Here is a 22,311-nt window from a genome sequence, read left to right as displayed (position 1 = left end):
ATTGGTGGTCGATGATGAACCGGTCGGTCGCGAGATCCTGGCCGAGAATCTGAGCGTTGAGGGATATCAGGTGATCGAGGCCGATTCGGGGCAGGCGGCGTGGACCCTGATCGATGCGACACCGGATCGCTTTGACGCGATCCTGCTCGATCGCATGATGCCGGACATGGACGGCATCGAAATCCTCCGGCGGGTCAAGATGCGCTCGGACATGATGCATGTGCCGGTGATCATGCAGACCGCCATGACGGCCGATGCCGAGGTCCTCGAGGGGCTGCGGGCCGGGGCCTATTACTACCTGACCAAACCGTTTTCGGCCGATACGCTGCTCGCCATCGTTGCCGCGGCAACGCGCGATTTTCGCGGCCACAAGGAACTCGAAGACGAGGTCAAGCGCCAGGGGCGAACGCTTGGCTGCCTGGCCGAGGCGCGTTTCGTCTATCGGACGCCGGACGAGGCGCGCAGTCTGGCGACCTTGCTGGCCAATGCCGCCCCCGAACCGGGGCGCGTGGTGCTCGGTCTTTCCGAATTGATGCTCAATGCCATCGAGCATGGCAATCTGGCCATCGGTTACCAGCAGAAATCGGCGCTGATCGAAGCCGACCGGCTGCCCGATGAAATAGCCAGTCGTCTGGCGAGGCCGGAGTTCGCCGCGCGGCGGGCCGAAGTCGAGATCCGGCGCAGTGCCGGCGAACTGATTTTCCGTATTCGCGATCAGGGTGCCGGCTTCAACTGGCTGGGTTACCTGGAAATGAGCCCGGAGCGCGCCTTCGACACGCACGGCCGGGGTATCGCCATGTCCAGAATGATCAGTTTCGACCGCCTCGAATACCACGGTTGTGGTAACGAGGTCGAGGCGGCGATCAGCTTGTAACCGGCTGTGGCTGTAGGGCCGCGGCCTCGCGGCTGCGCTCGGCAGACTGCTCAATCAGTTGCAGCGCCGCTTCGAAATCGAAGCTCGCTACCATCCGTTCAAAAACCGGAAAATCGGCGCCAAGCGCGCTGCGCAAGCAGGCCGTCTGGAGGCGAACGAGCTCCTGGCAACTGACGTCGCCTTCATCGAGCAGGCGACGCAATTCGTCGAGCAGTTCGGCGCAAGCTTCCGGGCTGATGCTGGGCGGGCCAGGCGGTGCGGCAGCCGGTAATTCGGCCAGGTGACGACAGAGTTCGGCATAGGCCTGTGCTGTCTCCTCAATCAGCGGTTCGATGACGGCCGGCGGCTGGTTTTCCTTGATCGCGCTGTCCAGCGCCGCGGCTGATCGCTGCACCGCCACGGCACCGAGGGTGCCGGCCGCACCTTTCATCGAATGGGCCAGACGGCGGGCTTCCTCGCTTTGGCCGACGGCGAGTTGCTGGCGGATCTGTGCGAAGTCGCCAGCATGGTTGCTGGCGAACTTGGTGAGCAGGCGGCTATAACTGTTCAGTCGCCCGCGGACCGAGAGCAGGCCGAGCCGACTGTCGAGGCCCGGAATGTCGGCCAGCTGGGCGCGCAGCGCCTGGTCGTCGGGCGCTGCGGCGGCAAGCGGCGCGCCATCCCGCCGGGACGCGGCGGGCAGCCAGCGGCTCAGCGTGGCGAACAGCAATTCGGGAACGACCGGTTTGGCGACGTGGTCGTTCATCCCGGCCATCAGGCAGCGGTCGCGGTCTTCGGCGAAGACCCCGGTCGACATCGCGAGGATCGGCACGTTGGCCCAGCCGGGCAGGGCGCGAATCTGCCGGGTCGCCTCGAGGCCGTCGAGCAGTGGCATTTCGATATCCAGTAGGACCACATCGTAATGTCGACAGGCAGCCAGGCTGACCGCTTCCTTGCCGTTGTGGGCGACGTCGACGGCCAGGCCGGCGGCGCGCAGCAGGTGGTCGGTCGCGCCGTTCTGGTCGAGTGCGTTGTCCTCGGCAAGCAGGATGTGCGTGCCGGCCGGGAACCGGCTGGCCGGCGTCAGGCCGTTCTCGCCGGGGGGCGTCTGGCTGCTGTAGCGGGCCGGGGCGAGGCGGGCGGTGAACCAGAAGGTGCTGCCGACGCCGGGTGTGCTTTCGGCATTGATCTCGCCGCCCATCGCCGCGGCCAGCCGGCTGCTGATCGCCAGCCCCAGCCCGGTGCCGCCATAGCGCCGGGTAGTCGAGGTGTCGGCTTGCTCGAACGGTGCGAACAGCCGGGAGCCCACCTCGGGCGTCATGCCGATGCCGGTGTCGTGCACCGCAAAGCGGACGAGCAGGCCGTCCTGATCCTGGCGGAGCAGGTGGGCGGCGAGGCGGATGCTGCCCCGGTCGGTGAACTTGACGGCGTTGGCGAGAAAATTGTGCAGGACCTGCTGGATGCGCAATGGATCGCCGCGCAACAGGGCCGGCAGCTGCGGGTCGATCTCGTAGCTGACCGGGAGTCGCTTGGCGTCGGCCCGTTCGGCGATCTGGCCGCAGACGGTGGACAGCACGTGGCCAAGCGCAAAGTCGGTATTTTCGAGGAGCAGCTTGCCGGCCTCGATTTTCGAGAAGTCGAGAATGTCGTTGATGATCGCCAGCAGGTGCTGGGCGGCATTCGCTACCTTGTCCAGCCGTTCGTGCTGCTCCGCTGAAATCTCCGGATCGCGCAGGGCGAGATGGGTCAGACCCATGATGGCGTTCATCGGCGTGCGGATTTCGTGGCTCATGTTGGCCAGGAATGCGCTCTTTGAACGGCTGGCCAGTTCGGCATCCTCCTTCGCTTGGCTGAGCTGGACGGTGCGTTCGGCGACGATGCTTTCAAGATGCAGGCGGTGCCGTTCGAGCTCGGCGTCGGTCCGTTTTTTCTCGGTGACGTCCTGCAGGGTGCCGATGATGGCAACCGGCCGCCCTTCGGCGTCCTCGATCACCTTGGCGCGGGCCCGCAGCCAGCGCGGCGTTGGGCCGCTGATGCGAAATTCCGGTTCGTTTCGCTGCAGCGCGCCGGCGATCCCGTTGAACCAGTTTTCCAGCGCGCCGCTGCGGTCGTCCGGATGGATCAGTGCAAACAGTTGCGCGCGGCTCAGTTCCGTCGGGCTGTTCAGTCCGAGGATGCGATAGGTTTCGTCGCTGCCGGTAATGCGGTTGGTTTTCAGGTCGTGATTCCAGCTGCCGAGGCCGGCGATGCGCTGGGCTTCCTGCAGGTTGGCTTCGTTGTGGCGCAGACGCTCCTCGAGCGCCTTGCGTTCGCTGATGTCCTGGATGGTGCCGAACATCCTGGTTATCTCGCCCCGGTCATCAGTCTGCAACTCGCCGATGCTGTGTACCCAGAGCATCTGGCCGTCGCTGTGGCGGACGACGCGGTATTCGTTGTCGAAGGCCAGTTGCTGGCTGGCGATCTGTTCCTTGAGGTTGGCCGCCATGCGCATTTGGTCTTCGGGATGGATCAGGGCGAGCCAGCTCTTTCCGGTGTGCGGGTAATGCTCGTCGATGCCGAAGATCTCGTCGATCATCGGCGACCCGGTCCACCGAGCGGTCACCGGGTCGTAATCGAAATGCCCGACGCGGGCCAGCCGCTGCGCCTGGCGCAGGCTGGTTTCGCTGCGGGCGAGGGCTTGCTGCGAGCGCAACATGCTCAGGCCGAGGCCGAGTTCGCCGGCCAGATTGTCGAGCAATGCCACTTCGTCGTCGCCGAAGGCATCCGCTTCGGCCGCATACAGATTCAGCGCGCCGATGACTTTGCCCTGAACGCGCAGCGGCAGCGCGGCCGATGACTGGTAGCCAAGGGCGAGCGCCGCGCCGCGCCAGGGAGCAAAGGCCGGGTCGCGGGTGATATCGCGGGCGATGGCCGGTACGCCGGTGCGAATGGCGCGGCCGGTTGGGCCCTGACCATTCGGGGCATCGGCCCAACTGATGTCGAGCTGTTCGAGATAACCTTCGCCAAAACCCGATTCGGCGACCGGTACGATGCGTTTTGCCGCATCGTGGATGGCCTCGGCGACCCAGGCCAGGCGGTAGCCCCCGATATCGACGGCAATCATGCAGATTTCAGTCAACATGGCCGCTTCGTCGGTGTGGCGGACCAGGGTCTGGGCAACGCCGTTCATCAATTGCAGGGCGCGGTTCTGGCTGGCGATCCGCTCGCGGTTGGCCTCGCGCTCGGTGACATTGTGGGCGATGCCGAGTACCCCGAGCAGGCTGCCATCCGCGTGATAAACCGGGGTCTTCGTCGTTTCGTGCTTTTCGACATGGTCGTCGGGAAATTGCAGGCATTCTTCAATCTGGTGCGGGCCGCCCCGTTCGATGCTGACCAGATCTTCTTGGCGCAGGAAACTGGCGATCTCGGGGGCGAGCAGGTCGCGGTCGGTTTTGCCGATGACCGCGGCCGGCGGGATGCCGAACAGGCGCGCCGCCTGCGCATTGCATTCGAGGTAAACGCCCTGCGGATCCTTCAGCCAGACCATGTCGGGCAGCGTTTGCAAGACCGTGCTCAGCCGGTTGCGCTCGGACTCGATGGCGGCCCGCTCGGCGCGCCGCGCCGAAATGTCGGTCAGAATGCCGGCGGTCAGTGTCGGGCTGCCGTCCAGGGTGCGCTCGATGACACAGCCGCGATCCTCGACCCACAGCCAATGGCCGGCACTGTGCCGGAGGCGGTATTCGATCAGGTGGCTGGCCGCTTGGCTCTTGGTGATGCCCTCGATCATCGCCATGACCGCTGGCGCGTCGTCCGGATGCACGCGGGCCAGCCAATCGGCCCGGCTGCGCGGCGCATCGGCAGGGGTCCAGCCGAGCAGGGCGAGCAGGCTGTCGCTGAGCAGGTGATGGTCGCGGCCATGCTGGTATTCCCAACTGCCGGCGCCGGCCGCGGCGAGCGCCAGTTGCAGGTGGGCTTCCAGGCGCAGGCGGTCACCTTCCTGCTGGGCCTGATGCAACGCCGCCTCGAATTGATGCTGGGCGAGCTGTTCGAACAGGCGCCGTTGGCTGACGACGCCGAGAATGAAGCCGGCCTCATCGACCACGGCCATGTGGCGCAGATGTTGGCGGCTCATCGCGTCGAGCGCGGCGGTCACCGACTGGTCGAGACCGATGCCGTGCACCGGTGTGCTCATCGCGATGCTGAGCGGGATGTCGTGCGGCTGCGGATGGTCTCTGAGCAGGCGTGGAATGTCGCGTTCGGTGAGGATGCCGAGCGCCTTACCGTTTTCGGTGACGATCAGGTAGTCGGCCTTGAACTCGAGCATGCGGGCCGTCGCTTCGTCGAGTCGGGCGCTCGGTGGCAGATGCGGGATTTCCCGTTCCATGACCCCGGACAGCGTGCGCAGATGGCTGAAAATGACGGTGCCGAGCGCCAGCCGAAAATCGGTTTCGCTGACGATGCCGACCGTCGTGCCCGCGCCATCGACCACGACAAGATGCCGTATGCCGTGCGTTTCGACGAGCTGCCGGGCGCTGAGCAGATCAAGTTCGGGCGGCGCGGTGATCAGCGGCCGGGTCATCAGGGCATCGACCGGGGTGGCCGGCGACAGGCGCGCATTCATGGCGCGCAGGATGTTGCTTTCGGTGACGATGCCGATCGCTTGTCCGGCCTCGCCGACCAGCAGGCAGGAAATCCGCTGACTGGCCATCAGCCAGGCGGCTTCCTGGAAAGTGGTGCCGGCGGCGACGCAATGGACGTCGCGGGTCATGATGGCGGAGAGGGCGGTCGTCGGCAGGGCGGTCATGATGGGTCGAGTGGTGTGGCTTCGAGGAGCTTGCGCAAGGCCGCGAGCGTGCTGTGCATGTCGCTGGCGAGAGCCGCCAGGAGAGCCGGTAGGGCGGCGGCGTCGGCCGATTCGCGGAGCGCCTCGTTGAGCGCAATGGCGCTGCGATGAATGCCGGTCAGTCCCATTGTTCCGGCCGCCCCCTTGAGGGCGTGCGCCAGATGCAGGGCGTCATTGCGCCGCCCGTCGTCGAGGGCGCGGACGATGGCCTGGTCGTCGTTGGCATGCTGCTTGAGAAAAGTCCGGAGCAGCCGCCGGTAGCTGGCTGAACGGCCCCGCACGGAGCGCAGGCCGGCGTTGCAGTCGAGGCCCGGGATGGCGGCGAGAGCCCGAAGGAACTCCGGTTCCGGGTCGGGCTCCGCTATGGCGGCAGCCGCTGGCGGACTCGGTGGCGCGGCAGCGGTCGGGGCGTCGGGCAGGGGCAGGGGCAGCCACTTGATCAGCGTGGCGTAGAGATTGTAGGGATCGACCGGCTTGGCGACATGATCGTTCATGCCGGCATCGAGGCAGCGCTGACCATCCTCGCTGAAGGCATTGGCGGTCATCGCCAGGATCGGCAGGGTGCGGCCGCTGTCGCTTTGGCGGATGAGCCGGGTGGCGGCGAGGCCGTCCATGATCGGCATCTGCATATCCATCAGGATCAGGTCGTAGCGCTGTTGCGCCGCCATTTTGACCGCTTGTTCGCCGTCCTCGGCAAGGTCGGCCTGCAGCCCGACGTAACGCAGCAGGTCGAGGGCGACTTCCTGGTTGATGGTGTTGTCCTCGACCAGCAGGATCCGCGCCTGATGGTAGCGGCTGGCCAGCAGATGCTCGGCTTCGTCCGGCAGCAGCGGCAGGGCGGTCTCGGCGCTGGTCGCCGTGCCGCGCTGTAGGCGGGCCGAGAACCAGAATGTGCTGCCCTGGCCGGGCTGGCTGTTCAGGCCGCTGTCGCCGCCCATCAGCAGGGCCAGCCGGCGGGCGATGGCCAGGCCGAGGCCGGTGCCGCCAAAGCGCCGGGTCGTCGTGCTGTCCACCTGCTCGAAGGCATCGAAAATGCGTGCCTGCTGCTCGGCCGGAATGCCGATCCCGGTGTCGGTGACGGCAAAGCGGACGAGCAATTCGCCGGCATTTTCGGCAATCAGCGTGACGGTGATCGAGATGCTGCCGCGCTCGGTGAACTTGACCGCATTGGAGAGATAGTTGAGCAGGATCTGGCCGATGCGCAGCGGATCGCCGTGCAGGACCGGCGGCAGGGCCGGATCGATTTCGGTATGGAAGGCGAGGCCGTGCGAGCGCAGGCGGTCGAGGATCAGGATGCTGGTGTTGTCGAGGACCCGGCTGAGCAGGAAGTCGGTTGGTTCGAGTTCGAGCTTGCCGGCTTCGATTTTCGAAATATCGAGAATCTGGTTGATGATCGAAAGCAGGTGATGTGCGGCATCAGCCACCTTGTGCAGCCGTTCGCGTTGCTCAGGGTCGGCCGTATTGCGTTCGACCAGGTGGTTGAGGCCGATGATGGCATTCATCGGGGTGCGGATTTCGTGACTCATGTTGGCCAGGAAGACGCTTTTCGCACGACTGGCCTGTTCGGCCACTTCCTTGGCGCTGGCCAGCTGGGCGGTGCGTTCGCCGACCACTTCTTCCAGGTGGTGACGGTAGCGTTCCAGTTCGATGCTGGCTTTTTTCTGTTCGGTGATGTCCTGCCAGATGGCGCTGACCATGGTGCCGCGACTGAGGGTGATGGTAGCGGCGGCGATCCGGGCAATTTGCCGGCTGCCATCCTTGCGTCGGTGATGCTGCTCGAAAACCGCTTTGCCGTCCCGGACGATGTCGGCCAGCAGCTGCTGCAATTCGCTCGCGCTCATATCCATCTGCAGATCGGCCAGGGTGAGGCCGGCGAATTCTTCGCGCGTGTAGCCGAGATTGTTGATCACGGCATCGTTGATCTCGACGAACTGCAGATTCTTCGGGTCGATCAGGCAGATCCCGTCATTGGCCTGGGCAACGATGCTCTGATAGATCTCGGTGCGCTCGCGCAGCGCTTCTTCCGCCGCCCGCCGTTCGGAAACATCGATGATATAGACGACGATATGCGCTTCGCCGTCGACATCGATCTTGGCCGCCGACAGGCTGATCCGGCGCGGCCGGCCATCGCGGCCGGTGGCGATGCTGTCGAAGTCGATGACATAGCCGTCACGATGGAAAATGTCGAGCATCCGGGCGCGATCTTCGGCTTTCCACAGGCCGGCTTCAATGGTGGTCTTGCCGATCAGTTCGCGGCGCGTCCACTGGTACTCGCTGAGCAGGCGCTGATTGACGTCGATGATCCGGCCGTCGGCTACCCGGGTAATGCAGGCGGCCACCGGCGCGGCGCGGAAAGCCACGGCGACCCGTTCCTGGAGCTGGAATATGGCTTCTTCCGCCAGCTTGCGTTCGGAAACGTCGAGAATGAAGGCCAGCACATAGGGCTGGTCGCTCAGGCTGATGATTTCGGCCGAAATGCTGACATGGATCGGGTTGCCGTTACGCTGATGCCAGACGGTCTGGAAATCGCGCAGCCGGCCGCTTTCCTTGAGCTGGGTTTTCCAGTCATGGCGGGAGGCGGTGGACGACCAGAGATTGAAATCGAGCGCGCTGTGTCCGAGCAGTTCTTCTTTCGACCAGCCGAGCATCTCGGCATAGCGCGGATTTACGTCGAGGAAGATGCCGTCGTCTACGGTGGTCAGCGAAATGGAGGCCGGGCTGGCGTTGAACGCGACCCTGAAACGTTCCTGCAGGTCGTGCATCTTGGTGATGTCGCGGCCAATACCGAGCACGCCGATCAGCTGCCCGGTGCTGTCGTACATCGGGGCCTTGGTCGTCAGCACCCGTTCGCGGTGGCCATCGTTGGCGAAAATCAGCCACTCCTCGTTGCTGCGCGGGCCATTGGCGAGCAGTGCGGCACGGTCGTTTTCGCGAAAAAACTCGGCCAGTTCGCGGTCGACAAAATCGTAATCGGTTTGCCCGCGCAGGTTTTGCTCGCTGGCTCCGTAAAGATCCTCGAAGCGTTTGTTGCAGCGCAGGTAAACCCCGTTCGGATCCTTCAGCCAGATCAGATCGGGTATGGCATCGAGCAGGGAGCGCAACTGGAGGCGTTCCTTGGCCAGTTGATTGACGGCCTGATCGGCGGCCGCCCAGGCTTTACGCTCGGCTAACTGGCGCTGTTCGATCTTGCGGATCAGGCGGCGGAGCAGGAGGCCTAGAAGGATCGCGGTGACCGCAACGAATAGCCACCCCTTGACGATGCTGGCCATGCTCTGGGCAAGCTGCTCCGGGAAGAGGTAGGCGATCAGCGGTTCGGAAATCAGTATCCACAGCGATGCCAGCACGGCATAGGGAACAACCACCAGCATGATGCCCTGCGCCAGGTTCTTGTGCGCTGAATCGGTATTTTTCAAGCTCGAGCGCCTTCCTCGCGGTTGCCGGTCGGCCACCGCCTACTCGGCATAGGTCGCGGCAATGCGGCGGAAGGTTTCGTATTCGCCGACGAAGCAGTCGACGATATCCGGGTCGAAATGCCTGCCGCTGCCCTCGACAATGATCTGGCGGGCATTCTCGAAGGTGAAGGCGGGTTTGTAGACGCGCTTGCAGATCAGGGCGTCGAATACATCGGCGAGTGCCATCAGGCGGGCGGAGATCGGGATCAGATCGCCGGCCAGACCGGCCGGGTAGCCGCTGCCATCCCATTTTTCGTGATGGTAATGGGCGATTTCCTTGGCCAGCCGGAGAAACTCCACCGGCTTTTCGGCATCCGCTTCGGCTTGGGCGATGGCCTTGCTGCCTAATTCGGCATGGGTTTTCATGATCACCCATTCCTCGGCGGTCAGTTTGTCCGGCTTGAGCAGAATGTGGTCGGGGATGCCGACTTTGCCAATGTCGTGCAAGGGGGCCGATTTGGCCAGGGCATCGACCGTCCGGTCATCGAGGAAAGCGGCAAAACGGGGATGGGATTTCAGTGCGACAGCCAGCGTCCGAACGTATTCCTGAGTGCGCCGCAGATGGTTGCCGGTTTCCGGGTCGCGGGTTTCGGCCAGGCGGGCCAGGGCGTGGATGCTGACCTGCTGGATCAGCTGGTTTTCCGACATCCGGCGTGCGACTTCGGCTTCGAGATAGTTGTTCTGGTCGCTGAGAATGTCGCGCGCCCGTTTCAGTTCGAGCTGGGTGCGGATGCGGGCCTGGACGATGGCCGGCCGGATCGGCTTGGTGATGTAATCGACGGCGCCGCAGTCCAGTCCGTGTTCCTCATCTTCCGTGCCGTCCATGGCGGTGACGAAAATCACTGGAATATGGCGCGTTGCCGGGTCGGCGCGCAGTTCGGCGAGTACATCGTAGCCGTCCATTTCCGGCATCATCACGTCGAGCAGGATGAGATCCGGGGTCGGGGTGCTGCGCACGATCTGCAGGGCGCGCCGGCCGGAATTGGCAGCGCGGACGCGATAACTGCGTTGCAGGAGCTCGCCGAGCACGCTGAGATTTTCCGGTGTGTCATCGACGATCAGGATCGTCGCTTGATTGTCTGCCATTTTGCCTCCTGTAACACCGTCTGGGCGATGCTGTCCGGATTATCGCCGGGTGCCGGGAATATTGCTACCCGTGCCGCCCGGCCGTTTACATTCAGGCGGTGCCGCGTTGCGTGCCGATGATCCGGTGATAAACAGCGAAGCGCTTTTCGTCGATCTCCCCGGCCTTGACCGCCGCCGTCAGCGCACAGTCCGGTTCGCGATTGTGGTGGCAGTCGCGGAAGCGGCATTGGCCAAGCCAGGGGCGAAATTCGCGGAAGGCGTATTCGATTTCCTGGCGATCGAGATGGCCGAGGCCGAATTCCTGCAGGCCGGGCGAGTCGATCAACTGACTCTCGGCGTCGAGATGGTAGAGCGTGGCGTGGGTTGTCGTGTGCTTGCCGGAGTCGAGCGCCTGCGATATTTCGCGCGTCGCGGCGTTGGCTTCCGGGACCAGCGCATTGACCAGCGTCGATTTGCCCATGCCGGACTGGCCGACCAGCACGCTGGTCACGCCGGACAGTTCCGGCCGCAGGTCTTCGGCATGCTTGAGGGCGGAGAGTTCGACGATGCGGTAGCCGAGCTTGCTGAACATGGTCAGGCGCTCGCGGGCCGCCGCTACCTTGTCGGTCAGGTCGCACTTGTTGAGGACGATCAGCGCCTCGATTTCCTCGCTTTCCGCGGCCAGCAGGGCGCGGGTGATCAGGTCGTCGGAAAAGGCCGGTTCGGTGGCGACGACGATCACCAGCTGGTCGACATTGGCGGCAATTAGCTTCTGCTTGTACTCGTTCGAGCGGTAAAGCAGGCTGGTGCGCGGCTGAATGGCCTCGATGACGCCCTGGTCGCTGGAAGTGCGTTCGATGTCGACGCGGTCGCCGCAGGCGACATCGCTCTTCTTGCCGCGCGGGAAGCAGGGCAGCAAGCTGCCGTCGGCCAGTTCGACGACATACTGCCGGCCATGAGCGGCAATGACCCGGCCTTCCATCAGCGGGCCGCCATCTGCAGCCGGGCGATGCGCTGCGCCGCTGGCGGGTGGGAATCGTAGAACAGCGAATGCAGCGGATCGGGAGTCAGCGTCGAGGCATTGTCCTGATAGAGCTTGACCAGGGCGCGGGTCAGCTCGCCGGCGTCGGCGTGTTCCGCCGCGTAGGCATCGGCCTCGAATTCGTGGCGGCGCGAAAAATAGCTGTTGAGCGGGCTGAACGGGAAAGTAAAGACCGGGATGACCAGGAAAAACAGGATCAGTCCGAGCGCGGTGTTCTCGGCCGGCACCCCCAATCCGTTGTAGAACCACGGCGCGTCGATCAGCTGGCCGAGCAGCCAGAGCAGGCCGAGCGAGGCGGCAAACATGAAAACGATGCGCTTGACGATGTGCTTCTTGCGAAAGTGGCCCAGTTCATGGGCCAGCACGGCTTCGACTTCGCTCGGCGTGAGGCGGGCGAGCAGCGTATCGAAAAAGACGATGCGCTTGGTGTTGCCGAAGCCGGTGAAGTAGGCATTGCCGTGGCTCGAGCGTTTCGAGCCGTCCATCACGAAAAGGCCGGAGGAGCGAAAGCCGCAGCGTACCAGCAGGGCTTCGATGCGGGTTTTCATCTCGCCGTCGGCGAGCGGCGAGAACTTGTTGAACAGCGGCGCGATCCAGGTCGGATAAATGAACAGGATGAGCAGGTTGAAGAGACACCAGAACAGCCAGACATAGAGCCACCAGAACGTCCCCATGGCGCCCATCAGCCAGAGCACGGCGAGAATGACCGGGGCGCCGATGGCAATGCCGAGCAGGGTTTGCTTGACGAGATCGGCGAAGAACAGGCCGAGGGTCATCCGGTTGAAGCCGTGCCGGGCTTCGATGACGAACTGGCGATAGAGCGAGAGCGGCAGATCGATCAGGCCGGAGATCGCCAGCAGGCTGAAAATCATCGCCAGGCCGTAGGGCAACTCACCGAGGCGGCCCGACCAGAAGTCGTGCAGCCAGGCGAGACCGCCGCCGAGGGTCAGGGCGAGGAGCAGGCCGGCATCGATCAACGTCGAAAAAATGGCCATCCGGCTACGGTCGACGGTGTAATCGGCGGCTTTTTGATGCGCCGGCAATCCGATGCGTTCGGCGAAATCGGCTGGTACGGCCGCCCGGTGGGCGGCGACGAAGCGGATGTGACGCAGTGTCAGCCACAGGCGGGCGGTCAGCGTCAGGACGAAGATGAAGAGAAACAGGAGGGTGAAGTCGGGGGTCACGAAGGTCGATGCAAAGCTGTGAGAAAATTCGGTTTTTTACGGAATCGGGCAATTATATGGCAGGCAACGCAAACAACCTCGTCTGGCTGGATATGGAAATGACCGGTTTGAACCCGGATGGCGACCGCATTATCGAAATGGCCATGGTAGTGACCAATTCGGAGCTCGAGTTGGTTGCCGAATCGCCAGCCTGGGTCGTCCATCAGTCGGACGAAGTGCTGGCTGGCATGGACGAGTGGAACCAGAAAACCCACGGCCGTTCGGGGCTGATCGACAAGGTCAAGGCTTCGCTGCTCAGCGAGGCGGAAGTCGAGGTCGCCGCGCTCGAGTTCCTGAAGAAATATTCGTCCACCGGCCACTCGCCGATGTGCGGCAATTCGATCGGCCAGGACCGCCGCTTCATGGCGCGCTACATGCCGACGCTGGAAACTTTCTTCCACTACCGGAATCTCGATGTCAGTACGCTGAAGGAGTTGTGCAAGCGCTGGCAGCCGGAAATCTACAAGGGTTTCAAGAAAAAGGGCCGGCATACGGCGCTCGCCGATATCTACGAATCGATCGATGAGCTCAAGTATTACCGCGAACATTTCCTGAAGGGCTGAGTCAGATTGAAAGCAGCGTTCCGAGAGTCAGATGGAAAATCGTCCTAGCCATAGCGGTGCCAAGGGACCGGCGAAGATGCATGTCGATCTGCGCCAGGTGATCTACGCCTTGTCCGATGCGCTTGACCTGGTCGGCGTCGACGACGTTGCCCATGGCAAGCGGGTCGGCATCATGGCGGCGGCAACCGGTCATCAGCTCGGCTTGTCCCGCAAGCAAAGCACGGCGCTGTTCGATCTCGGCATGCTGCACGACATCGGTGTCTCGTCGACCCAGGTGCATCATCATCTGGTCGCCGAGTTCGACTGGGAGTCGTCGCAGGGGCATTGCGATGTCGGCTATCTGTTGCTGCGCGATTTTGCGCCGCTCGCTGCGTTCGCCGAGCCCATCCTCTATCATCACACGCGCTGGGACCGTCTGATCCGGACGCCGCCAGTGAGCCTCGACGTCGCCGAGCAGGCCAATCTGATCTACCTGGTCGACCGGGTCGATGCATTGGCGGCACCGTTCTATGCCGAAGGCGTGCTGATGCATGTGCCGGGCATTCGCGACAAGATCGCCGCCTGTTCCGGAACTTATTTTTCGCCGCAACTGGTCGAGGCCTTTCTCGCCGCCTCGTCGTCCGAAGCCTTCTGGCTGCAACTCGAGCCGCGCGGCATTCAGTCGGCCTTGCAGGTGATGCTCGAGCGCGGTGTCAGCAGCGGGGCGTCAACCAGTGACCTGAAGCAGTTGGCGCTGATTTTTTCCCGCATTGTCGATGCCAAAAGCCCGTTTACCGCCGAGCATTCGCTCGGTGTGGCACGTCTTGCCCGCTTCATCGCCGAACGCCTGGGGGTCGGGCCGGAGCATTGCGACAAGCTGGAAATCGCCGGGCTGCTGCACGATCTCGGCAAGCTGCGCGTGCCGGATGAAATCCTCGACAAGCCGGGGCCGCTCGACGAGCGCGAGCGGACGGTGATGAATGCCCACAGCTTCGAGACCTTCCAGATTCTTCGTCACATCCATGGCTTCGAGGAAATCACCCGGTGGGCGGCCTATCACCACGAAGAGCCGGGTGGCGGCGGTTATCCGTTCCATATCGATGCCGGGGATCTGCCGATCGAGGCGCGCATTCTGCGGGTTGCCGACATTTTTCAGGCGATGGTCCAAAACCGGCCTTACCGGGCGGGAATGGCCGCACCTGTCGCGCTGGATTTCATGAATCGACTGGTCGCCGCCGGGCGAATCGAACCGGCGATCGTCCGCATCATTGCCGGCGATATTGATCTGGCGATGGCGGCGGCCTGCCCAGCCGCCGACAGTGCGGCGCTCAGCGCCTGAACAGGCGGAATTTTTCCTTGCGTTCACCGGGGCGGTTGCCTTCCCAGACTTTGCGCCAGTTGCCGCCCGGCGCCGCCAGTTCCTGATTCGTATCGCCCCCCACCAGCAGCCAGTCGCAGGCCTTGCCGGCAGCGCTTCCGATGGTGGCAGGTTCGATTTCGACAAAATAGGACAGCGAGGCGCGCTGGGTGTCGCTCAGCCCGCGTTCGGCCAGGCAGCGATGCCCCTCCGGTAGTTCCCGGGCGATGGCCTGGGCGACCGGGCGATAGCTCTTGCCATAGTCGAACCAGGGCAGAATCAGCGTGGTGGCGAGCAGCCACAGCGTGGTAAAGCCGAGTGCCCAGTGCGTCAGGCTGCGATAGGGCGAGCGCGGGGCGGTGACGATCAGCCAGATCCACCAGGCAGTCGCGACAAGGCCGATCACGAAGTCGGAAAAGTCGAATTGGCCGACAAAGCCAGGGCGCAGTATCACGACGCGTTTGGCCAGTTTTTCCGGCCAGCCGAGCGCCATCGCCGACCAGGCGAGCCAGATCAGTCCGGCAAACAGGCTGAAGGTCATCATGGCGAACCAGTCGAAGGCATTCGCGGCCCCGCGCCGCAACGACAGTGCGCCTGGCGTGGCGAGCAGGGCCAGGGCGGGGAGCATCAACAGGGCGGGAGTTTCGCGGGGGCGGAAGGCGAGGGCCAGCATCAGCAGGGTCAGCAGCAGAAACGCCAGCGGCAACAATTGGGCCGGCGCGCCGAGGTCTTTGCGGCGCGTCCACAGCGTCCAGCCGGCCAGGGGCAGGGCGGGAAAGGCGAACCACGGCAGCATCGAGAGAAAACGACCGGCGCCGGAGAAGGAAAACGCGGTTTTCAGCGGCGCCAGTTCGGTAGCCAGCCAGCCGTGCAAGCGGGCCGGTTCGAGATTGAGCAGGAGCAGCGGCCAGGGCAGAATGAGCAAGGCCGCAATGCCGAGACCGATGGCCAGGGTGTGCAAGGCTTTCGGCCGATCAGGCGACAGCCACCAGGCGAGCGGGGCAATGGCAAGTAGCGGCAGGGTTGGCGCAATGCCGGTGCCGAGCAGGCAGCCGGCGACCGCCACGCCATAATAAATGCCAGTCAGGCGGGGGCGGCGCCCGATGGTCGCCAGCGCACCGAGTGCGCCGGCATAGGCGGCCAGCGCGATCAACATCGGCTGGGCGTCGTGGGCATGGAAGAGCAGGCCGGCGCAGCCGGCGAGCAGCAAGGGGCTGGCCGCCGCACTTTCCTGTCCGTACAGTTCGCGACCGGCGTAATACAGGCCGATCAGCGCCAGTGTCAGCCACAGGCCGCTGGCCAGTCGCATGGCTTCGTGCATCGGCAGCAGCCAGCCGAAGAGATGGCCGGTGAGCGCGGCGCTCCAGTAATACAACGGCGGTTCGTGGAACGGCCGGCCGGCCAGGTCGGGCGACAACCAGTCGCCGTAGTGAAACATCTGCCAGGCGGCGCCGATATGGATGGCGTCTTCGCCTTTCCATGGGTCGCGCCCGAACAGGCCGGCGAGCACGTAGAAGGCGAGAATGGCGGCGAGTACCCAGCCGGCCGGAGGCAGGCGGATGCCGCGACGGATCGGGGCGAGAAAATCAGGCATGCAATGAGCGGTGATGAACGGAAATAAAAAAGGCAGCCTGGAGGCTGCCTTTCGTACCGTAATTCAGAGCAATCAGGCAGCAGACTTGCCGCGCATGGCGCCGAACTTCTGGTTGAATTTTTCAACGCGACCGGCGGTATCGACGATCTTCTGCTTGCCGGTGTAGAACGGGTGGCACAGGGAGCAGACTTCAACATGAAGGGCTTTCTTCATGGTCGATTTGGTCGTGAAGGTGCTGCCGCAGGAGCAGGTTACCTGGATTTCGTTGTACTCGGGATGGATATCGGCTTTCACTTTGTGTCCTTTCGTTACGCGACCGGCGGATGTGGCCGACCTGGAAAACGCATGATTATCCTCGAATAATCACGCGCTTGCAATACGTTTTACTGGCTTAGCCGCGGCGCATGGCGTCAAAAAACTCGGCATTGCCTTTGGTCGACTTGACCTTGTCGAGCAGAAACTCCATTGCGGCCAGGTCGTCCATCGGGTAGCAGAGCTTGCGCAGCACCCACATCTTTTGCAGGACGTCGGGCTTGAGCAGCAGTTCTTCGCGGCGGGTGCCGGAGCGGTTGACGTTGATTGCCGGGTACATCCGCTTCTCGGCCATGCGGCGGTCGAGGTGGATTTCCGAGTTGCCGGTGCCCTTGAACTCTTCGTAGATCACTTCGTCCATCCGCGAGCCGGTGTCGATCAATGCCGTGGCGAGAATGGTCAGCGAACCGCCTTCCTCGATGTTGCGAGCGGCACCGAAGAAGCGTTTCGGCTTCTGCAGGGCGTTGGCGTCGACGCCGCCGGTCAGTACCTTGCCGGAGGCCGGCTGCACGGTGTTGTAGGCACGGGCCAGGCGGGTGATCGAGTCGAGCAGGATGACGACATCCTTCTTGTGTTCGACCAGGCGCTTGGCCTTCTCGATGACCATTTCGGCGACCGCGACATGGCGGCTGGCCGGCTCGTCGAATGTCGATGCCACCACCTCGCCCTTGACGGTACGGGTCATTTCGGTGACTTCTTCCGGGCGCTCGTCGATCAGCAGCACGATCAGCACGACATCCGGGTGGTTGGCCGTGATGGCATGGGCGATGTTCTGCAGCATTACCGTCTTGCCGGACTTCGGCGGCGAGACGATCAGGCCGCGCTGGCCGCAACCGACCGGCGCAATCATGTCGATGACCCGGCTGGTGATGTTCTCATCCGACTTGATGTCGCGCTCCAGACGCAGCATGCGCGTCGGGTGCAGCGGCGTCAGGTTCTCGAACATGATCTTGTTCTTGTTCGCTTCCGGCGGGAAACCGTTGATCGATTCCAGCTTGGTCAGCGCGACATAGCGTTCGCCGTCCTTCGGCGTGCGGATTTCACCTTCGATGGTGTCGCCGGTGCGCAGATTGAAGCGGCGGACCTGTGACGGGGAGACATAAATATCGTCCGTATTGGCGAGGTAGGAGGTGTCCGATGAACGGAGGAAGCCGAAGCCGTCCTGCAGCACCTCGAGGGTGCCGTCGCCGTAGATGGTCGTGCCGTTCTTGGCGATGGCCTTCAGGATGGCGTAAATCAGCTCCTGCTTGCGCATGCGGTTGGCGTTCTCGATAGCCAGTTCGGTGGCCATATCGAGCAATTTGCTGACGTGTAGTGTCTTGAGTTCGGAAAGTTGCATGTAGTCGGAGTGTGTGGCGCCTAAGAGAGGGCCGGGCGTCTGCCCGAGAGCCGGGGCGCGATAGCTTGATTGCTTTTCAGGTGGGGAAGGACGCCGGGGCGCGGAGCCTGTTGCGTCTGCCTGAAGATGCAGGACGCACCTTCAGGCCGGGAGACTACGGAGATTACAGGTTGCTGTCAATAAAAGCGGCAAGTTGCGATTTCGAAAGGGCGCCGACCTTGGTCGCTTCGACATTGCCGTTCTTGAAAATCATCAGGGTCGGGATGCCGCGAATGCCGAATTTGGCCGGTGTCGCCTGATTGTCGTCGATGTTGACCTTGGCGACTTTCAGTTTGCCGCTGTATTCGGTGGCGATTTCGTCGAGGATCGGAGCGATCATCTTGCAGGGGCCGCACCACTCCGCCCAGTAGTCGACGAGCACGGGCTGCTGCGATTGCAGCACTTCGGCTTCGAATGTGTCGTCGGTGACGTAATGGATATGCTCGCTCATGGTTGCCTCGTGGGAATGGGTGTTACGAATGGGGGGGATTTGCCGCAAGGGCGGGTGCAGTTTTGTCGTGATGCTAGCGAAAAAAAATGGCTTAGGGAAGCATCAGCGTCCAGGTTTTAATAAATTCGCCAGCTCCACTGCGGTTTTTATCTGCATCTTGTCGAACAGGTTGGCGCGATGTACCTCGACGGTGCGCATGCTGATATTCAGTTCATCGGCAATCACCTTGTTGAACTTGCCGGCGAGCACCAGTTCCATGATTTGTCGTTCGCGGGTGGTCAGGCTGGAGAGGCGGCTATTGACCGAGTCGACCGTGGCGTTTTCGGCGCGCTGCCGGGTATCGAGCTCCATCGCTTCGGCGATCCGCGTCGCCAGCTCGTTATCGTTGAGCGGCTTTTCGAAGAAGTCGAAAGCGCCTTTCTTGAGGGTACCGACGGCCAGCGGCACATCGCCGTGACCGGTCAGGAATATCACCGGCAGGATCGAGCCGCGTTCGCGCAGCTGATCGAAGCAGTCCAGCCCGCTCATCCCCGACATCCGCATGTCGAGCACGACGCAGCCGCTCATCGCCGGGCTCCAGGCGGCCAGGAAGCATTCGGCCGAAGCATAGGTGGCGCAGGGCAAACCGCGCGACTTGAGGAGCCAGGCGAGGGCATCGCGGATGGCATCGTCGTCATCGACCAGGTGGGCTTGTGGCGCGCTCATGCAGCTTCCAATGGCAGGGTGAAGGCGAATATCGTACCGCTTCCCGTTGGTGAATGGGTATTGTCCTCGGCCCACAGGCGACCGCGGTGGAATTCGATGATCGAGCGGCAGATCGACAGGCCGACGCCCATCCCTTCCGGCTTGGTGGTGAAAAAGGCGGTGAACAGTTTGTCGCGGATTTCCGGAGCAATGCCGCAGCCCTGGTCGCTGACACTGATGCGCAGCTCGCTGTCGGTGGTTTCGGTGGCGATATGCAGCACCCGATCGGCTTCCGGCGTCGCGGCCATCGCTTCCATGCCGTTGCGGATGAGGTTGAGCAGTACCTGCTCGAGCATCAGGCGATCGGCCGGAATCGGCGGCAGTCCGGGAATCGTGCATTCGATGCGGATACGCCGCTTGCGGGCGTCGGGTTCGACGAAGCCGAGGCAATCTTCGATCACTTCGCCAAGAGCGCATGGCGCGCGCTTGGGTTCGCTCTTGCGCACGAAATCATGGACGCGGCGGATGATCTTGCCGGCCCGTTGGGCCTGGACGCCGATTTTCTCGAGGGCCGGGCGAATCTCCCGGACGTCGCAGGCCGGCCGGTCGAGCAGGTTCAGGCAGCCGGTGTTGTAGCTGGCAATCGCCGCCAGTGGCTGGTTCAGCTCATGGGCCAAGGTCGAGGCCATTTCACCCATGGTGACCAGGCGCGAGGTGAATTGCAGTTGCTCATGTTGCATCCGGGCGAACTCCTCGGCTCGGTTGCGCTCGGTGACATCGAGGATCGATGCCATCCAGCCGGTGTGCTGGCCTTTGCCGTCGATCAGCTTGGCTTCGTAGACCAGGGCATCGAAGCGCTCGCCATTCTTGCGCATGAAGGTGATTTCAAAGCCGTCGGGCGGCGCATTGCCGGCCATCACCCGCTGATGCTGGGCAAAGGTTTCTTCTATCTGCTCCGGCACCCAGTAGGGCATGGGTGGCGACGTGCCGACTATTTCTTCACGGGAGAAGCCGGTGATCTTGCAGAAGGCCGGATTGACGTAAATGACCTTGCCGTTCAGGTCGCGGGCCCGCATGCCGACCGTCAGCGAATCCTCCATCGCGGTTCGGAAGGCGTGTTCGGCGCTCAGTGCCTCTTCGGCCTGCGAGCGTTTTTTCATCAGGTCGCGGACGATCCACAGGCTCCAGAAAACGCCGGCGGCGAGGGCGAATATCGCCAGGGTCAGCCCGCGCTGCAGCGAGTTGTCGGCATTTTGATAGTTGCTGATCCGCAGCTTCATGCCAAAGCCCGGCGGGTCGAACGGGATTTCGTAACTCTGGCTGCCCTTGCTGTCGATGTTGGTCTTGGTTGCGTACTGGATGTCGTTGTCGTCGATGATCTCGACCTTGTATTTCTCGGTAAACCACCAGGGCACCAGGTTGCCGAGCAGAGCATCGAGCGGATAAACAACGACCAGCATGCCCTTGAGTTGGCCTTCGTCGAAAATCGGATTCATCAATTCGACAACGGCGCGGTTGCCTTCGAGGAAAAAAGGCTCGCTGTAGTAGCGTTTGCCGAGCCGGCTGGCCAGCTCGAAGGCTTTGGCGGCAACCGGCGGGCCGAAGGCGGCGATTTCCTGATCGGGCAGCGTGGTGGTCGGCAAGGCGTCGATCACGCTGCCTTGGGCATCGAACCACAGCAGTTGCGATATTTCCGGATTGTTTTTCAGTTGATGGCCGGCGCGCAGGCGAAAAAGCTTTTTCGCCCCCGCCTGGCCGGTCAGATCGGCCGCCAGTTGTTGCAGTTGTTCCTCGTTGCTGTTCAGGTGGAAGCGCAGGCTTTGTTCCAGCCAGAGCACGTCCTTGATCAGCGCCGCCCGTTCTTCTTCCATCTCGTTGCGATGGAGCAGCCAGAGCAGGGAGAGGATGGCCGTCAGCAGTAGAACGATGCCCAGCTTGGGCAGGGCGAGCAGCCAGCGCAGGCGGCGGGCACTGCTTGGCGGGGTGGGGGCGATGTTGCGCATGGCGGAAATGGTACACCACGTTTTTTACCGACCGGCCATTGCGGCTTTCCACAATTCGGATAACCACAATGGTGCGCGAGCGGAGCAGTCACGATACTGCCGCCTGTTTTTTGAACCTTTCCGAATGTAGCTGTTACTGGAGTGTGTCGTTCATGGCCAAGCGAGCAGTATTCAAGAGTCTTTATTTTCAGGTAATCGTCGCCATCGTCATCGGTGTCGCCCTTGGCCATTTCTACCCGGAATCCGGGGCCGCGATGAAGCCGCTGGGCGATGGCTTCATCAAGCTGATCAAGATGATCATCGCGCCGATCATTTTCTGCACCATCGTCGTCGGCATCGCCGGCATGGAGGACATGAAGAAGGTCGGCAAGACCGGCGGGCTGGCGGTGCTTTATTTCGAAGTGGTCAGTTCGGTGGCGCTGCTGATCGGTCTGATCGTCGTCAATGTCTGGGCGCCGGGTGTCGGCATGAACGTCGATCCGGCAACGCTCGATACCAAGGGCATCGCCAAATATGCCGAGCCGGGCAAGATGCAGTCGACCGTCGATTTTCTGATGAACATCATCCCGACCAGCGTGGTCGATGCCTTTGCCAAGGGCGACATGCTGCAGGTGCTGTTCTTCTCGATTCTCTTCGGCTATGCGATGCATGCCTTCGGCGAGCGCGGCAAGCCGGTATTCGATCTGATTGAAAAGCTGTCGCATGTGCTGTTCGGTATCGTCGGCGTGATCATGAAAGTCGCCCCGATCGGCGCTTTCGGTGCAATGGCCTACACCATCGGCAAGCACGGCGTCGGCAGCCTGACCCAGTTGGCCAGCCTGATGGGCGCCTTTTATCTGACCTGTCTGATCTTCATCTTCGGCGTTCTCGGAAGCATTGCCGCCTTCCACGGCTTTTCCATCTGGAAGTTGATCAAGTACATCAAGGAAGAGCTTTTCCTGGTTCTCGGCACTTCGTCGTCGGAATCGGCCTTGCCGCGCCTGATGGCCAAGATGGAAAACGCCGGCGCCCAGAAATCGGTCGTTGGCCTGGTCGTGCCGACCGGCTACTCCTTCAATCTCGATGGCACTTCCATTTACCTGACGATGGCTGCGGTCTTCATCGCCCAGGCAACCAATACGCCGATGGATCTTTCGCAGCAGGTCACTCTGCTGGTCATTTTGTTGCTCACCTCGAAAGGCGCGGCGGGCGTCACCGGTAGTGGCTTCATTGTTCTCGCCGCCACCTTGTCGGCCGTCGGTACCGTGCCGGTCGCCGGTCTGGCGCTGATTCTCGGTATCGATCGCTTCATGTCGGAAGCGCGGGCGCTGACCAATTTCATCGGCAACAGCGTTGCCACGCTGGTCGTCGCCAAGTGGTGCAATGCGCTGGATACCGAGCGGATGACCGCGGTCCTCAATAACGAAACGCCGGATGAGGCGGATTTTCCGGAACTGGTGCTCGACGATGCGCCGGATATCGAGATTCCGCATAGCCCTAGACCGATTGTCGAGCATCACTGATCGACCTTGCTCATGTTAAAAAGGAAACCGC

The 22,311-nt window shown here is 62.8% G+C and carries 15 protein-coding genes; 4 read left to right on the top strand and 11 right to left on the bottom strand.

The window, feature by feature from the left end; translation table 11 throughout:
* The first annotated feature begins 4 nt into the window (after nt 1-4).
* Nucleotides 5-874, top strand: coding sequence for a response regulator (locus tag KI611_RS14075; protein ID WP_264179985.1), 870 nt, complete (start codon nt 5-7; stop codon nt 872-874).
* Here KI611_RS14075 and KI611_RS14070 read toward each other — a convergent pair.
* From KI611_RS14070 to KI611_RS14050, 5 genes are all read right to left on the bottom strand, one after another.
* On the bottom strand, nt 864-5,636 hold the full coding sequence (locus KI611_RS14070; RefSeq protein WP_226416282.1) for a PAS domain-containing protein: 4,773 nt from the start codon (nt 5,634-5,636) through the stop codon (nt 864-866). The genes KI611_RS14075 and KI611_RS14070 overlap by 11 nt on opposite strands.
* The gene (locus KI611_RS14065) at nt 5,633-9,088 is read right to left on the bottom strand and encodes a PAS domain-containing hybrid sensor histidine kinase/response regulator (protein WP_226416281.1); all 3,456 of its coding nucleotides are present in this window, start codon (nt 9,086-9,088) and stop codon (nt 5,633-5,635) included. The genes KI611_RS14070 and KI611_RS14065 overlap by 4 nt, the downstream gene beginning before the upstream one ends.
* Before the next feature lie 39 nt (nt 9,089-9,127).
* A complete protein-coding gene (locus tag KI611_RS14060; protein ID WP_226416280.1) occupies nt 9,128-10,213 on the bottom strand; it encodes a two-component system response regulator in 1,086 nt (361 codons plus the stop codon).
* Nucleotides 10,214-10,304: 91 nt separating this feature from the next.
* Nucleotides 10,305-11,174: a ribosome small subunit-dependent GTPase A gene (rsgA, locus tag KI611_RS14055; RefSeq protein ID WP_226416279.1), complete on the bottom strand. Its 870-nt coding sequence runs from the start codon at nt 11,172-11,174 to the stop codon at nt 10,305-10,307.
* Nucleotides 11,174-12,418, bottom strand: a complete 1,245-nt coding sequence (locus KI611_RS14050) for a M48 family metallopeptidase (RefSeq protein WP_226416278.1) — start codon at nt 12,416-12,418, stop codon at nt 11,174-11,176. Before KI611_RS14050 ends, rsgA begins: the two co-directional genes overlap by 1 nt.
* Nucleotides 12,419-12,474: 56 nt before the next feature.
* Between KI611_RS14050 and orn the strand changes: the two genes are divergently transcribed.
* Nucleotides 12,475-13,020, top strand: coding sequence for an oligoribonuclease (orn, locus tag KI611_RS14045; protein WP_226416277.1), 546 nt, complete (start codon nt 12,475-12,477; stop codon nt 13,018-13,020).
* A gap of 31 nt (nt 13,021-13,051) precedes the next feature.
* Nucleotides 13,052-14,338, top strand: a complete 1,287-nt coding sequence (locus KI611_RS14040; RefSeq protein WP_226416276.1) for an HD-GYP domain-containing protein — start codon at nt 13,052-13,054, stop codon at nt 14,336-14,338.
* On the opposite strand, the gene KI611_RS14035 is transcribed toward KI611_RS14040, so the two are convergent.
* The 6 genes from KI611_RS14035 to KI611_RS14010 all read right to left on the bottom strand — a co-directional run bounded on the left by KI611_RS14035 (nt 14,328) and on the right by KI611_RS14010 (nt 20,778).
* On the bottom strand, nt 14,328-15,950 hold the full coding sequence (locus KI611_RS14035; RefSeq protein ID WP_226416275.1) for an ArnT family glycosyltransferase: 1,623 nt from the start codon (nt 15,948-15,950) through the stop codon (nt 14,328-14,330). The genes KI611_RS14040 and KI611_RS14035 overlap by 11 nt on opposite strands.
* Nucleotides 15,951-16,022: 72 nt before the next feature.
* Nucleotides 16,023-16,244 carry a 50S ribosomal protein L31 gene (gene rpmE / locus KI611_RS14030; RefSeq protein WP_226416274.1) on the bottom strand — a complete coding sequence of 74 codons (222 nt, stop codon included), beginning with the start codon at nt 16,242-16,244 and terminating at the stop codon, nt 16,023-16,025.
* A 97-nt stretch (nt 16,245-16,341) separates the two neighbouring features.
* A complete protein-coding gene (gene rho, locus KI611_RS14025; RefSeq protein ID WP_226416273.1) occupies nt 16,342-17,601 on the bottom strand; it encodes a transcription termination factor Rho in 1,260 nt (419 codons plus the stop codon).
* 163 nt (nt 17,602-17,764) lie between these two features.
* Complete coding sequence (trxA, locus tag KI611_RS14020) at nt 17,765-18,091, bottom strand: thioredoxin TrxA (protein ID WP_226416272.1); 327 nt, start codon at nt 18,089-18,091, stop codon at nt 17,765-17,767.
* Between the two features lie 102 nt (nt 18,092-18,193).
* A complete protein-coding gene (locus KI611_RS14015) occupies nt 18,194-18,796 on the bottom strand; it encodes a response regulator transcription factor (protein WP_226416271.1) in 603 nt (200 codons plus the stop codon).
* On the bottom strand, nt 18,793-20,778 hold the full coding sequence (locus KI611_RS14010) for a PAS domain-containing sensor histidine kinase (protein WP_226416270.1): 1,986 nt from the start codon (nt 20,776-20,778) through the stop codon (nt 18,793-18,795). The genes KI611_RS14015 and KI611_RS14010 overlap by 4 nt, the downstream gene beginning before the upstream one ends.
* A 152-nt stretch (nt 20,779-20,930) precedes the next feature.
* Between KI611_RS14010 and KI611_RS14005 the strand changes: the two genes are divergently transcribed.
* A complete protein-coding gene (locus tag KI611_RS14005) occupies nt 20,931-22,280 on the top strand; it encodes a dicarboxylate/amino acid:cation symporter (RefSeq protein ID WP_226416269.1) in 1,350 nt (449 codons plus the stop codon).
* Nucleotides 22,281-22,311 lie beyond the last annotated feature (31 nt).

It is taken from the genome of Dechloromonas denitrificans (assembly GCF_020510685.1).
Lineage (GTDB): Bacteria > Pseudomonadota > Gammaproteobacteria > Burkholderiales > Rhodocyclaceae > Azonexus > Azonexus denitrificans_A.
Note: the sequence above shows the minus strand (reverse complement) of the source record. Positions and strands in the feature narration are given on the sequence as shown.

Excerpts from the sequence above, each read along its gene's own strand:
- orn (WP_226416277.1), top strand. The coding sequence starts at position 12,475 with ATGGCAGGCAACGCAAACAACCTCGTCTGGCTGGATATGGAAATGACC.
- rsgA (WP_226416279.1), bottom strand. The coding sequence starts at position 11,174 with ATGGAAGGCCGGGTCATTGCCGCTCATGGCCGGCAGTATGTCGTCGAA.
- KI611_RS14070 (WP_226416282.1), bottom strand. The coding sequence starts at position 5,636 with ATGACCGCCCTGCCGACGACCGCCCTCTCCGCCATCATGACCCGCGAC.
- KI611_RS14040 (WP_226416276.1), top strand. The coding sequence starts at position 13,052 with ATGGAAAATCGTCCTAGCCATAGCGGTGCCAAGGGACCGGCGAAGATG.
- KI611_RS14010 (WP_226416270.1), bottom strand. The coding sequence starts at position 20,778 with ATGCGCAACATCGCCCCCACCCCGCCAAGCAGTGCCCGCCGCCTGCGC.
- KI611_RS14005 (WP_226416269.1), top strand. The coding sequence starts at position 20,931 with ATGGCCAAGCGAGCAGTATTCAAGAGTCTTTATTTTCAGGTAATCGTC.
- rho (WP_226416273.1), bottom strand. The coding sequence starts at position 17,601 with ATGCAACTTTCCGAACTCAAGACACTACACGTCAGCAAATTGCTCGAT.
- KI611_RS14060 (WP_226416280.1), bottom strand. The coding sequence starts at position 10,213 with ATGGCAGACAATCAAGCGACGATCCTGATCGTCGATGACACACCGGAA.
- KI611_RS14035 (WP_226416275.1), bottom strand. The coding sequence starts at position 15,950 with ATGCCTGATTTTCTCGCCCCGATCCGTCGCGGCATCCGCCTGCCTCCG.
- KI611_RS14015 (WP_226416271.1), bottom strand. The coding sequence starts at position 18,796 with ATGAGCGCGCCACAAGCCCACCTGGTCGATGACGACGATGCCATCCGC.
- trxA (WP_226416272.1), bottom strand. The coding sequence starts at position 18,091 with ATGAGCGAGCATATCCATTACGTCACCGACGACACATTCGAAGCCGAA.